This is a genomic window from Streptomyces sp. NPDC060027, from assembly GCF_042737005.1.
Classification (GTDB): domain Bacteria; phylum Actinomycetota; class Actinomycetes; order Streptomycetales; family Streptomycetaceae; genus Streptomyces.
On the sequence record NZ_JBHWVI010000049.1, the window covers coordinates 34,805 to 46,494 of the forward strand.

At 71.5% G+C, this 11,690-nt stretch carries 11 protein-coding genes; 10 read left to right on the plus strand and 1 reads right to left on the minus strand.

What is annotated here, in order from left to right:
* The first annotated feature begins 64 nt into the window (after positions 1–64).
* The 5 genes from ACFWBT_RS15345 to ACFWBT_RS15365 all read left to right on the plus strand — a co-directional run bounded on the left by ACFWBT_RS15345 (position 65) and on the right by ACFWBT_RS15365 (position 6,589).
* The gene (locus ACFWBT_RS15345; RefSeq protein ID WP_385700019.1) at positions 65–1,513 is read left to right on the plus strand and encodes an aldehyde dehydrogenase family protein; all 1,449 of its coding nucleotides are present in this window, start codon (positions 65–67) and stop codon (positions 1,511–1,513) included.
* Positions 1,514–1,544: 31 nt separating this feature from the next.
* Entirely contained in the window at positions 1,545–2,756 is a 1,212-nt protein-coding gene (lhgO, locus tag ACFWBT_RS15350) for an L-2-hydroxyglutarate oxidase (protein ID WP_385700021.1), read from the plus strand.
* Positions 2,757–2,888: 132 nt separating this feature from the next.
* Positions 2,889–3,749 carry an amidohydrolase family protein gene (locus ACFWBT_RS15355; protein WP_351541979.1) on the plus strand — a complete coding sequence of 287 codons (861 nt, stop codon included), beginning with the start codon at positions 2,889–2,891 and terminating at the stop codon, positions 3,747–3,749.
* Between the two features lie 12 nt (positions 3,750–3,761).
* Complete coding sequence (locus tag ACFWBT_RS15360) at positions 3,762–5,495, plus strand: thiamine pyrophosphate-dependent enzyme (RefSeq protein WP_385700024.1); 1,734 nt, start codon at positions 3,762–3,764, stop codon at positions 5,493–5,495.
* 20 nt (positions 5,496–5,515) lie between these two features.
* Positions 5,516–6,589, plus strand: coding sequence for an Ldh family oxidoreductase (locus tag ACFWBT_RS15365; protein ID WP_385700027.1), 1,074 nt, complete (start codon positions 5,516–5,518; stop codon positions 6,587–6,589).
* Here the strand turns inward: ACFWBT_RS15365 and ACFWBT_RS15370 are convergent.
* Positions 6,537–6,881: an alpha/beta hydrolase fold domain-containing protein gene (locus ACFWBT_RS15370; RefSeq protein WP_385700029.1), complete on the minus strand. Its 345-nt coding sequence runs from the start codon at positions 6,879–6,881 to the stop codon at positions 6,537–6,539. The genes ACFWBT_RS15365 and ACFWBT_RS15370 overlap by 53 nt on opposite strands.
* Before the next feature lie 293 nt (positions 6,882–7,174).
* On the opposite strand from ACFWBT_RS15370, the gene ACFWBT_RS15375 reads away from it, so the two are divergent.
* The 5 genes from ACFWBT_RS15375 to ACFWBT_RS15395 all read left to right on the plus strand — a co-directional run bounded on the left by ACFWBT_RS15375 (position 7,175) and on the right by ACFWBT_RS15395 (position 11,442).
* Positions 7,175–7,825 (plus strand): GntR family transcriptional regulator, encoded by a 651-nt coding sequence (locus tag ACFWBT_RS15375; RefSeq protein ID WP_385700031.1) that lies wholly within the window; start codon positions 7,175–7,177, stop codon positions 7,823–7,825.
* 75 nt (positions 7,826–7,900) lie between these two features.
* On the plus strand, positions 7,901–8,689 hold the full coding sequence (locus tag ACFWBT_RS15380; protein WP_385700033.1) for a PIG-L deacetylase family protein: 789 nt from the start codon (positions 7,901–7,903) through the stop codon (positions 8,687–8,689).
* Positions 8,686–9,396 carry a 4-carboxy-4-hydroxy-2-oxoadipate aldolase/oxaloacetate decarboxylase gene (locus tag ACFWBT_RS15385; protein WP_385700036.1) on the plus strand — a complete coding sequence of 237 codons (711 nt, stop codon included), beginning with the start codon at positions 8,686–8,688 and terminating at the stop codon, positions 9,394–9,396. Before ACFWBT_RS15380 ends, ACFWBT_RS15385 begins: the two co-directional genes overlap by 4 nt.
* Positions 9,393–10,481 (plus strand): 4-oxalomesaconate tautomerase, encoded by a 1,089-nt coding sequence (locus ACFWBT_RS15390; RefSeq protein ID WP_385700038.1) that lies wholly within the window; start codon positions 9,393–9,395, stop codon positions 10,479–10,481. Before ACFWBT_RS15385 ends, ACFWBT_RS15390 begins: the two co-directional genes overlap by 4 nt.
* A 10-nt stretch (positions 10,482–10,491) precedes the next feature.
* Positions 10,492–11,442: a catechol 2,3-dioxygenase gene (locus ACFWBT_RS15395; protein ID WP_385700040.1), complete on the plus strand. Its 951-nt coding sequence runs from the start codon at positions 10,492–10,494 to the stop codon at positions 11,440–11,442.
* Positions 11,443–11,690 lie beyond the last annotated feature (248 nt).

Consider the following 11,690-nt stretch of genomic DNA (forward strand, 5'->3'; position numbering starts at 1 on the left):
CCCAGGGCCGTCCCATCCGGTTGACCGCGGCCCCGCACCGCGGCGGACGAGAGAAGTGATCTTGATGCGTACCCTGGAAACCCTCTCCGGTGGGGAGTGGGTGGCGACCGGCGAGTGGATCGACGTCCACGACCCCGCGGATCTGCGTACCCCCGTGGCCCGCGTTCCCGCGCTCAGCGCCGCCGACGTGACCGACGCCTACGACCACGCGGAACAGGGCTTCGCCGTCTGGAAGCGCACCAGCCCCTTCGAACGCGCCCGGATCATGACCGACGCGGCCCGGCTGCTGCGCGAGCGCGTCGCCGGGATCGCCGAGGACCTCAGCACCGAGATGGGCAAGACCCGCGCCGAGGCGACCGGCGAGACCGTCAAGGCCGCCGACTTCCTGGAGTACTACGCGGGTATCGCCCGCCAGGGCTACGGCACGCTGGTGCACGACGTGCGCCCCGACACCCGCACCCACCACCAGCGTGAGCCGATCGGCGTCGTCCTCGCCATCACCCCCTGGAACGACCCGCTGATCACCCCGGCCCGCAAGCTCGCCCCGTGCCTCGCGGCGGGCAACGCGGCGATCCTCAAGCCGGCCACCGACACCCCGCAGGCCGCCCTGCACTTCGCGCGTGCCCTGCACGACGCAGGGCTGCCCGCCGGCGTCCTCAACGTGGTCACCGGACGCGGCTCGCAGATCTCCGAGGCCCTGCTCCGTGACCCGCGCCTTTCCGCCCTCACGTTCACCGGAAGCAACGAGGTCGGCGAGGGCCTGCGGGCCGCGCTCGCCCGCACAGGCGTCCGCTTCCAGGGCGAACTCGGCGGCAAGAACGCCACCGTGGTCCTCGCCGACGCCGATCTGCACGCCGCCGCCAGGGCCGTGGCCGCCGCGGGCTTCGCCCAGGCGGGGCAGCGCTGCACCGCCACCAGCCGGGTGATCGTCGAGCGGCCCGTGTACGAGGAGTTCACCGCGCTGCTGCTCGCCGAGACCGCCGCCCTGCGCGTCGGACCTGGGCTCGCCGCGGGCACCACGATGGGGCCGCTGGTCAGCGCCCGGCAGCGCGACAGCGTCCTCTCCGACATCGCGCGCGCCGTGAAGCAGGGCGCGACGGTCCTGGCCGGCGGCGACCGGCCCACGGACGAGGCGCTGAGTCACGGCTGCTACGTCAACCCGACCGTGCTCGGCGCGGTGACCCCGGAGCTCGACATCTGGCGCGAGGAGGTGTTCGGGCCGGTCGTCGCGCTCTGCGCGGTGGACTCCTTCGACGAGGCGGTCGAGGCGGTCAACGACTCCGTCTTCGGTCTCGCCGCCGCCGTGTTCACCCAGGACCTCGGCGCCGCCCACCGGTTCGCGGACCAGGCCGAGTGCGGCCAGATCGCGGTGAACACCACCACCTCGGGCTGGGACGTCCACCACCCCTTCGGCGGCTTCCGGGACTCCGGATCGCCGTTCAAGGAGCAGGGCGAGGAAGGGCTGCGCTTCTATACCCGGGTCAAGACCGTCGCCATGCACTTCGGTGTCTGACGGCGCCCTGAACGACGAAAGGAGGAAGCCGATGGCTGACGAGACGATCGGCATCGTCGGCGCCGGGATCGTGGGCCTCGCCACGGGCCGGGAGATCGCCCGGCGCCGCCCCGGCACAAGGGTCGTCGTGCTGGAGAAGGAACAGGAGGTCGCCGTCCACCAGACCGGGCACAACTCCGGCGTGGTGCACGCCGGCATCTACTACACGCCCGGCAGCCTCAAGGCCCGGCTGTGCACCAAGGGCATGGCGATGATCCGTGACTACTGCCGCGACCGGCGACTGCCCTACGACGAGTGCGGCAAGCTCGTCGTCGCGGTCACGGACGACGAAGTGCCGCGCCTGGAGGCCCTGTACGCCAAGTCCCTGGAGAACAGGGTGCCCGGCCTGCGCCGGGTCGACGCGGGCGAGATCCACGAGATCGAGCCCTACGCCGTGGGCCTGGCGGCCCTGCACTCACCGCGCACCGCCATCACCGACTACACCGCCGTCGCCCGGTCCTTCGCCCGGGACGTCGTGGAGTCCGGCGGAGAGGTACGGCTCGGCTTCCCGGTCACCCGCGTCACCCGGCTGACCGGCGGCGGCATCGAGGTGGCCTCCGGCGCCGAAACCCTGCGGGTCGACCGCCTCGTACTCTGCGCGGGACTCCAGAGCGACAGCGTGGCCCGACTCGCCGACGACGGGGACGAGCCGCGCATCATCCCCTTCCGCGGCGAGTACATGAAGGTCTCGCCGAGCCGGGCCCACATGGTGCGCGGCCTCATCTACCCCGTTCCCGACCCGCGTTACCCCTTCCTCGGCGTCCACTACACCCGGCGCGTGAACGGCGACGTCGAGGTCGGCCCCAACGCCGTCCTCGCCCTCTCCCGCGAGGGCTACCGCCGCTCGGACATCGACCTGCGCGAACTCGCCCGTATCGCCCGCTTCCCCGGCATGTGGCGGCTGGCCGGGCAACACTGGCGCACCGGCATCAAGGAGATGCACGGCTCCCTGTCGGTGGACGCCTACATGAAGGCCGCCAAGGCGTACGTCCCCGCCATCCACGCCGGTGACGTGGTGCGCGGCGGAGCGGGCGTACGCGCCCAGGCACTCGGCAGGGACGGCTCGTTGGTGGACGACTTCGTCATCCGTCAAGTCGGTGCGGTCACCGCCGTACGCAACGCGCCCTCGCCCGCCGCGACTTCCTCGATGGCGATCGCGGAACACATCGCGGACACCGTCTTCGGCGACATCCGCGCAACCTGAACATGCCCTGCGCGCAGGGGACTTTCGCGCAAGAACTGCTTGCACTCCCAGCGCTCGGCAAAGGCCTTTCGCCGACCTAGCGTTCCATCCGCACCACCTCACCACCCCCTTCGCAGAGAAACGGCAGATGACATGTTCGTTGTCGACACCCAGATCCACATCTGGAAGGAAGAGACCCCGGACCGCCCCTGGGTCCCGGGCGCACGGGAGCGCATCCGCCTCAACGGACACCGAGAGGACCCCTTCTCCTACGAGGAGGCCCTTGAGCTGATGGACGAGGCCGGCGTCAACCGGGCGCTGATCCTGCCCCCGTCGTGGGAGGGCAACCGCATCGACTACGCCCTCGAAGCCTGCGAGGCCCACCCGGACCGCTTCGGCATCATGGCCCGCGTCCCCCAGGACAACGCCGTCGAAGGCACCGCGATGCTGAAGGACTTCGCCCGGAACCCGCACATCAAGGGAACCCGGCTCACCTTCCACCGCCCGCAGGACCGCAACTGGATGATCGACGGCACCAACGACTGGTACTGGCCGATCGCCGAGGAACTCGGCATCCCCACCATGGTCCACGCCCCGATCTGGAAGCGCGAGCTCGGCGAGATCGCCGCCAAGCACCCCGGCCTGAAGATCATCATCGACCACATGGGCATCATGGCCCGCTGCGTGGACGACGCGATCGGCTACTGGGTCCAGGAGACCGCCGACCTGGCCGTCCACCCGAACATCTACGTCAAGGTCTCCGCCCTCCCCGGCTACTCGACGCAGCCCTTCCCGAACAAGAACATCGAGAAGTACGTGCGCGAGATGGTCGACAAGCTGGGCCCCCAGCGGTGCTTCTACGGCACCGACATCACCCGCCTGCTCGGCCACGGCATCACCTACACCGACACCATCGAGCAGTTCACCCAGCACTGGGACTTCACGCCCGAGGAGCTGGAGTGGATCCTGGGCCGCGGCATCTCCGAGGTCCTCGACTGGCCGATCGAGGGCTGAGGACAACCGGAGATGACGGACACCGAGAACACACAGGGTGCCGGCGGCGGTGACGGCGGCGAAGCGCTCGTCTCGGCCTTCAACGCCGTCGGCGCCGACTACGTCTTCTGCTCGTCGGGGTCGGAATGGGCCCCGGTCTGGGAGTCCCTGGCCCGGCGCCACCGCGACGGCGAGCCGGCCCCGCAGTACCTGGACCTCACCCACGAGACGGTGGCGGTCGGCATGGCCACCGGCTACGGCCTCATCGCCCGGCGTCCGCAGGCCGTGCTCCTGCACGCGGCCCCCGGCCTGCTCCAGGGCTCCATGGCGATCCACGGAGCCCTGCTCGCCGGCGTCCCCATGCTGGTCGCCTCCTCCGAGTCGACCAGCTACGGCGACGGCCCCGGGCAGGACCCCGGCGGCCAGTGGTACCGCAACCTGTCCGTCGTGGGCGGGCCGCACGGCATCGCCCAGCCGTTCACCAAGTGGTCCAACGAGGCCGCCGGGGTGCACACACTGCCCGCCATGGTCACGCGGGCGGCGGAGCTGGCCTGGCGGGCACCGGCCGGACCGGCCTACCTCAACATCCCGCTGGAGATCCTGCTGGAGGACTGGGACGGCCGCGAGGCCGAACCGATCGTCCGGCCGGGCTCGACCCACAGCTCGCCCGAAGAGGTCGACCCGGTCGCGCAGCTGATCCGCGAGGCGGCCAATCCGGTCATCGTCACCGAGACGGCGGGCCGTGAAGCGGGCGGCTTCGAGGCCCTGGTCGCCTTCGCCGAGGCCTGGAACCTCCCGGTCGTCGAACCCGACTCGGCGGTGTGCGGCAACTTCCCGCGCACCCACCCGCTGCACGCGGGCTCGGACATCGGCCCCTGGATGGACGAGGCCGACCTCATCCTCCTCGTCAACTGCCGCGCCCCCTTCTACCCGCCCTCGCGGCGCCCGTCGAAGGCCTGCGTCGTCGTCATCGACGAGGTTCCGCAACGCCCGCACATCGCCTACCAGGTCCTCTTCGCCGACCGCTACCTGGAAGGGAACGTCGCCAACACCCTGCGCCAGTTGGCCAAGCGTGCGGACCCGACACCCTCCGACCCGGCCGCACTGGCCGCCGTCACCGCGCGGCGCGCGGCGCACGAGGAGCGGCACGCCGACGAACAGGCCGCGATCGCGGCGGCCGAGGCGAAGGCGGCACAGGCCGAGGGCGTCGACCCGGTGCTCGTCGCCGCCACCCTGCGAAGGCTGCTCGACGGGCAGGACGCGATCGTCGTCGACGAGACCATCACGCACAGCCGCGTCGTCAAACGCCATACGCGGACCGCCGACCCCGACTCGTACTTCTACGTGCAGGGCGGACTCGGCCAGGGCATCGCCGTCGCGCTCGGCGTCAAACTCGCCGCGCGGGAACGCCCCGTGGTCCTCACGATCGGCGACGGGGCCTTCACCTACAACCCGGTCATCCCGTCGTACGACGCCGCGAACGCGTACGGACTGCCGCTGCTGATCGTGGTCTTCAACAACCGCGTCTACAAGTCGATGAACCTCAACCACCGCAGGTTCTACCCCGAGGGCGCGGCGGCCGACACAGGTGAGTGGCTGGGCACCGACCTGCGCCGGCTGCCCCGACTCGCGCGGTTCGCCGAGCCGTTCGGCATGCACACCGAGACCGTCGACACGCCGGACGCGCTCGCCCCCGCCCTGGAGCGCGCGCTCAAGGCCGTGGCGGAGGGCACCACCGCCGTCGTCGACGTCCTCGTCACCCGCTGATCCAGGAGGCACCCGCCACCATGACCGACACCCCAACGCCCAAGCCGGGCAGGGTACTCGTGCCCGCCGAGGAACTGCGCGGCTTCGCCGCGGCTCTGCTGGAGAAGGGCGGCCTGCGCCCCGAGCACGCCCGTACCACCGCCGACGTGTTCGTCTGGGCCGCGCTGCGCGGCGTCGACTCCCACGGCACCGCGCGCGTTCCCGCCTATCTGGAGCTGCTCGCCAAGGGGGTGGCCAACGCCCGTCCCGAGATCACGGTCGAGTCGGGCACCCCGGCCGTCGCCGTGCTCGACGCCGACCGCGCGCCCGGCCCCGTGGCCCTCACCGCGGCCGCCGAGGAGGCGGTGACCCGGGCCAGGGCGAACGGCATCGCGGCCGTCGGGGTGCGCCGCACCGTGCACACCGGTGCCATCGGCTACTACGTCTCGAAGATCGCCGAACAGGGCCTGATCGGCATCGCGTTCGTCGCCGGCATGCCCAACATGGGCTACACCGGGGTCAAGGGCGCGGCCGTCGCCACCAGCCCGCTCGCCGTCGCCGTACCGGCCGAGAGCCACGCCCCCCTGCTCCTCGACATGGCCACCGCCACCATCGCCCTGGGCAAGATCCGGCAGGCCAGGACGAGCGGAACCCCGCTGCCCGAGGGGGCCGCGGCCACCGAGGACGGCACCCCCACCACGGACCCGGACAAGGCCGTCATGCCACTGCCGCTGGGCGGTGCCAAGGGGTCCGGCATGTCGCTCGCCTTCGAGCTGCTGACCAGCGTGCTCGTCGGAGGGCCCATCTTCGCCGCCTTCCACTCCGACGATCCCGCGGGACGCAAGCACCGCCAGAACGCCCTGCTGATCGCCATCGACCCGGCGGCCTTCGGCGACCCGGCCGCGTTCACCGCGGCGGTCGACGTCACGCTCGCCACCCTCAAGGCACTGACTCCGGCGGACGGAGCACAGGGCGTGTTCTATCCGGGCGAGCGCAGCGCCTCGGTGGCGGAGCGGCGCGCGGGGGAGGGGGTGCCCGTGGCGGCCAAGGTGTGGCGCGAACTCACGGAGAGCGCGAGCAGGTTCGGCATCTCACCGCCCGAGGTCCAGGGGTAGGACCCGGCACGGGCTCGTCGTCCGTGCCGTCGTATCCGTAGTCCGCTTTCGGCACATCGACGTGGTCCACCAGCGCGCCCGCCTTCCGCAGTCGTCCCGCGTGGCGTTCGCCCTCCGGTTTGAGGAGGTCGAACTCCGCGGTGACCAGGAGGGCGGGCGCGATGCCGTTCAGGTCACCGGTGTCGGACGGATGGGCCGGCGACACCAGCGGGTCGGAGCGCTCACGCGGGTTCGGTACCACTTTGTCCACGTCGACGACGACCACACCCGCCGAGGCGGCAGGCAGCGGCACAGCGGGTCGTCCAGCTCGGTCGGCGGCATCACAGGGCCGCCGCTGTGGAAGTTGACGTGCACCGGCGGCGAACCATCGGACTCCGGCAGGTACACCGTGGCGCGGGCGGGTGGCCGCAGGGGTGTCATTCGCGCACCACAACCCGGCGGCCGTGAAGGCAGGGGCACCCGACCGGCGGTCTCGGGTGCGCGTGTCGCTGCCCGAAGCATGTCGGCAACATACCGAACAAAATTGTTGACAATCTTGTTGGTCTAGATTTACGTTCGACAGGCACTCACTCAGGGAGGGCAGCAATGCAGAAGGAAGCCCGTCCAGGCACCGGCGAGCAGGCCAAGCAGCACGCGTTGGCGCAGCTGCGGCAGGCGATTCTGCGCGGAGAGATGGCACCGGCCCAGCGGCTGGTGGAGAACGAACTCGCCGAGCAGTTCGGTGTCACCCGGGCCAGCGCCCGCGCGGCGCTGATCGAGCTGGAATCGGAGGGCCTGGTCGAGCGGATCCGCAACCGCGGGTCGCGCGTCCGGGTGGTGACCGTGGAGGAAGCGGTCGCCATCACCGAGTGCCGTATGGCACTCGAAGGCCTCTGTGCCGCCAAGGCGGCCGCCCTGGCCACCGACGACCAGCTCGCCGAACTGGCGGACCTCGGCGCGGCCATGTCCAAGGCGGTCGCCGACGGCGAACCGGTGACCTACTCCGAGCTCAACCATGAAGTACACGCCCGGATCAGGGAGTTCTCCGGCCAGCAGACGGCCGTGGGACTCCTGGAGCGGCTCAACGCCCAACTGGTGCGCCACCGGTTCCAGTTGGCGCTGCGCCCCGGTCGTGCGCAGCACTCCCTGAGTGAACACCTGGCCATGATCGAGGCGATCAGGGCCAGGGACCCGCAGGCGGCCGAAGCGGCCGTCCGCGCTCACCTCGGCAGTGTGATCGAAGCGCTGCGCGACTGACGTGTCGCGCGGCGACGCGCGGTACGACGGACAGCCGAGGCGGGCGCGCACCTGTCCACCAAGGAGATTGCTGCAATGACGCACGGCAACGCGCCCGCCGCCCCCGAACCCTCGGACCCGCCCGAGCCAGGGGGGCGCCCAGCACGGTCGACACTGGTCGTCACCGCGCACGCCGGAGACTTCGTGTGGCGGGCCGGGGGAGCCATCGCCCTGGCCGCCTCCCGGGGCGAGAAGGTCACCATCGCGTGCCTGACCTTCGGCGAGCGCGGCGAGTCCGCCAAGGCCTGGCGCGAGGGCAAGAAGCTCGACGAGATCAAGGCGATACGCCGCGAGGAGGCCGAGAAGGCCGCCGCCACGCTCGGCGCCGAGGTCCGCTTCTTCGACGCGGGCGACTACCCGCTGACCGCCACCGCCGAGCTCACCGACCGCCTGGTGACGGTCTACCGCGAGACCCAGCCGGACGTCGTGCTCACCCACCCGGCCGAGGACCCGTACAACGGCGACCACCCGGCCGCCAACCGCATGGCGCTGGAGGCCCGTGTCCTCGCCCAGGCCATCGGCTACCCGGGCGAGGGCGAGATCATCGGCGCCCCGCCCGTCTTCTGCTTCGAGCCCCACCAGCCCGAGATGAGCGGTTTCCGGCCCGAGGTGCTGCTCGACATCACCGAGGTGTGGGAGACCAAGCGCAAGGCGATGGAATGCCTCGGCGCCCAGCAGCACCTGTGGGACTACTACACCGACCTCGCCGTGCGCCGCGGGGTCCAGCTCAAGCGCAACGCCGGCCCCAATCTGGGCCTGGCCCACAAGACCATGGCCGAGGCGTTCATGCGTCCCTACCCGCAGATCGCGAAGGAGCTGGCATGAGCGGCGTGATCGTCACCGGCCCGCCGAAGGCGGACGCGAAGGACGTCGAGGCGATCGCCGGATACGGCACCGCGACCGTGCACGAGGCGATGGGCCGCACCGGCCTGCTCGGCACGCGTCTGCGCCCCATCCAGCAGGGCACCCGTGTCGCGGGCACCGCGGTCACCGTCCTTTCCTGGCCCGGCGACAACCTCATGATCCACGCCGCCGTCGAGCAGTGCGGCGAGGGCGACATCCTGGTGATCACCACCACCTCGCCGTCCACCGACGGCATGTTCGGTGAGCTGTTCGCCACCGCGCTGCACCGGCGCGGCGTGCGCGGTCTGGTCATCAACGCCGGTATCCGGGACACCGCCGAACTGCGCGAGATGGGCTTTCCCGCCTGGTCCGCCGCGGTCAGCCCGCAGGGCACCGTGAAGGCGACCGGCGGATCCGTCAACGTACCGGTGGTCCTCGGCGGCCAGATCGTCCGGCCCGGCGACGTGATCCTCGCCGACGACGACGGCGTGGTGTGCGTGCCCCGCGAGGACGCCCGCCGGGTCGCCGAGGCGTCCGAGGCCCGCGAGCGGAAGGAGGCGCTGGCCCGCGCCGCCTTCCTCGAAGGCGAACTCGGCCTGGACCGCTACGGGTTGCGGGAGACCCTCGTACGCCTTGGTGTGACGTACACGTCCTACGACGAGTACGTGCGGGACGGAGCCGCGCCGTGAGCGGGCCGCAGGAGGTGCGCTGCATGCTCCTGCGCGGCGGCACCTCCAAGGGCGCCTACTTCCTGGCCGAGGACCTGCCCGCCGACGCCGCCGAACGCGACGACCTGCTGCTGCGTGTGATGGGCAGCCCCGACCCGCGCCAGATCGACGGCCTGGGCGGTGCCCACCCGCTGACCAGCAAGGTGGCCGTGGTCTCGGTCTCCGCGGACCCCGCGGCCGACGTCGATTACCTGTTCCTCCAAGTCGCCGTCGACCGGGCGGAGGTGTCGGACCGTCAGAACTGCGGCAACATCCTCGCCGGGGTCGGTCCGTTCGCCGTCGAACGCGGACTGGTCGAGCCGGGGGAGGGGAGCACCTCGGTGCGCATCCGCATGGTCAACTCCGGGGACCTCGCGGTGGCGAGCTTCCCCACCGAAGGCGGGCGCGTCGTCTACCCGGGCTCCGCCGAGATCTCCGGGGTGCCCGGGACCGCCGCCCCCGTGGTGATCGAGTTCCCGCAAGGGAGCAGCCCGTTGCTGCCCACCGGCCACGCCCGGGACATTGTCGCCGACACCCCGGTGACCTGCGTGGACAACGGCATGCCGACCGTGTTGATCGCCGCGTCCTCGCTGGGTGTCACCGGATACGAGACTCCCAAGGACCTGGAGGAGGATCTGGCGCTGGCCGACCGGCTCCGCGAGATCCGCCTGGAGGCGGGCAAGTTGATGGGTCTCGGGGACGTCGAGAACGCCACCGTGCCGAAGCTGACCCTGCTCGCTCCGCCGCGCGACGGCGGTGCCGTCATGACCCGCACCTTCATCCCGGTGCGCTGCCACACCTCCATCGGCGTCCTCGGCGCCGCGAGCGTGGCCGCCGGGCTGCGCGTGGAGGGCGGTGTCGGGCACGCCGTGGCCCGCCCGCCCGAACGGGGCGACCAGCTGCGTATCGAACACCCCACCGGATTCCTCGACATCGAAGCCGGTGTCGAGTACGGCCCCGGGGGCGTAGCGCCCGTGGCCCGGCGCACCGCCGTCGTCCGCACCGCACGCAAGATCTTCGACGGCACGGTCTTCCCCCGGCCGGCCGGAGCCGCACTTCAACCATGAGGAGGCCCCCATGGCCCCGCCGCTCGGCGACATCGCCCACCTCGGGCACGTCGAACTGCTCACCCCCGACCTGGACGCCAGCGTCCGGTTCTTCACGGACTACCTCGGCCTCACCGAGAACGGCCGCTCCGGAGACTCCGTCTATCTGCGGACCTGGGACGACTACGAGCACCACAGCCTGACCCTCACCGCCCACACGACCTCGGGCGTCCGCCGCACCGCCCTGCGCGCCTCCAGCGAGGGGGCCCTCCAGCGCCGGGTCAAGGAGATCGAGAGCGCCGGCCGCGAGGGCCGCTGGGCGAACGACGAGCCGGGTCTCGGCTCGGTCTACGTCACCACCGACCCCGACGGTCACGAACTCGCCCTGTACTGGGAGAGCGAGTGGTATCAGGCGCCGGACCACCTCAAGCCCGGTCTGAAGAACCAGCCGCAGGCCAAGCCCGGCCACGGGGTCGGCGTGCGACGCCTGGACCACGTGAACTTCCTCGCCTCCGACGTCGCCGCCAACGGAGACTTCGTCCGTGACGCGCTCGGCGCCCGCCCGACCGAGCAGATCCAGCTCGACAGCGGCAGGATCGCCGCCCAGTGGCTGACCTTCAGCAGCAAGTCGTACGACATCGTGTACACGGAGGACTGGACGGGTTCGAGCGGGCGCCTGCACCACATCGCGTTCGCCACGGACACCCGTGAGGACATCCTGCGCGCGGCCGACCTCGCCATCGACACCGGTGTGTTCATCGAGACGGGCCCGCACAAGCACGCCATCCAGCAGACGTTCTTCCTGTACGTCTACGAACCCGGCGGCAACCGTATCGAGCTGTGCAACCCGCTCACCCGCCTCGTCCTCGCCCCCGACTGGCCCCTGGTCACGTGGAGCGAGAACGAGCGGAAGAAGGGCCAGGCCTGGGGCCTGAAGACCATCGAGTCCTTCCACACCCATGGCACGCCGCCCATCGGCTGACCGGTCCCCTCGGCGGCCCGCTCGGTGGCTGCCTGTCGGCTGACCGGCCTGCCCGGCGGTCGTCCGTCGGCTGATCAACGCCTGCGGCGGCCGTGTGCCGGCGGGCCCAGGAGCGTGCCGGGGCCCGCCGGCTCGTTCCCCCCCCGGGTGGCGGCTCCCCATCGGCCGGAGCGCGGGTCGATGCTGCCCGTCGACCGAGCGACCGAGCGGCCAGTTCCTGCCAGCACAGGCGCGGGCGGCACCGGACC

Bases quoted from the DNA above. Each gene is read 5' to 3' on its own strand.
- ACFWBT_RS15385 (WP_385700036.1), top strand. From the start codon at position 8,686: ATGAGCGGCGTGATCGTCACCGGCCCGCCGAAGGCGGACGCGAAGGAC.
- ACFWBT_RS15360 (WP_385700024.1), top strand. From the start codon at position 3,762: ATGACGGACACCGAGAACACACAGGGTGCCGGCGGCGGTGACGGCGGC.
- ACFWBT_RS15355 (WP_351541979.1), top strand. From the start codon at position 2,889: ATGTTCGTTGTCGACACCCAGATCCACATCTGGAAGGAAGAGACCCCG.
- ACFWBT_RS15375 (WP_385700031.1), top strand. From the start codon at position 7,175: ATGCAGAAGGAAGCCCGTCCAGGCACCGGCGAGCAGGCCAAGCAGCAC.
- ACFWBT_RS15395 (WP_385700040.1), top strand. From the start codon at position 10,492: ATGGCCCCGCCGCTCGGCGACATCGCCCACCTCGGGCACGTCGAACTG.
- lhgO (WP_385700021.1), top strand. From the start codon at position 1,545: ATGGCTGACGAGACGATCGGCATCGTCGGCGCCGGGATCGTGGGCCTC.
- ACFWBT_RS15365 (WP_385700027.1), top strand. From the start codon at position 5,516: ATGACCGACACCCCAACGCCCAAGCCGGGCAGGGTACTCGTGCCCGCC.
- ACFWBT_RS15380 (WP_385700033.1), top strand. From the start codon at position 7,901: ATGACGCACGGCAACGCGCCCGCCGCCCCCGAACCCTCGGACCCGCCC.
- ACFWBT_RS15345 (WP_385700019.1), top strand. From the start codon at position 65: ATGCGTACCCTGGAAACCCTCTCCGGTGGGGAGTGGGTGGCGACCGGC.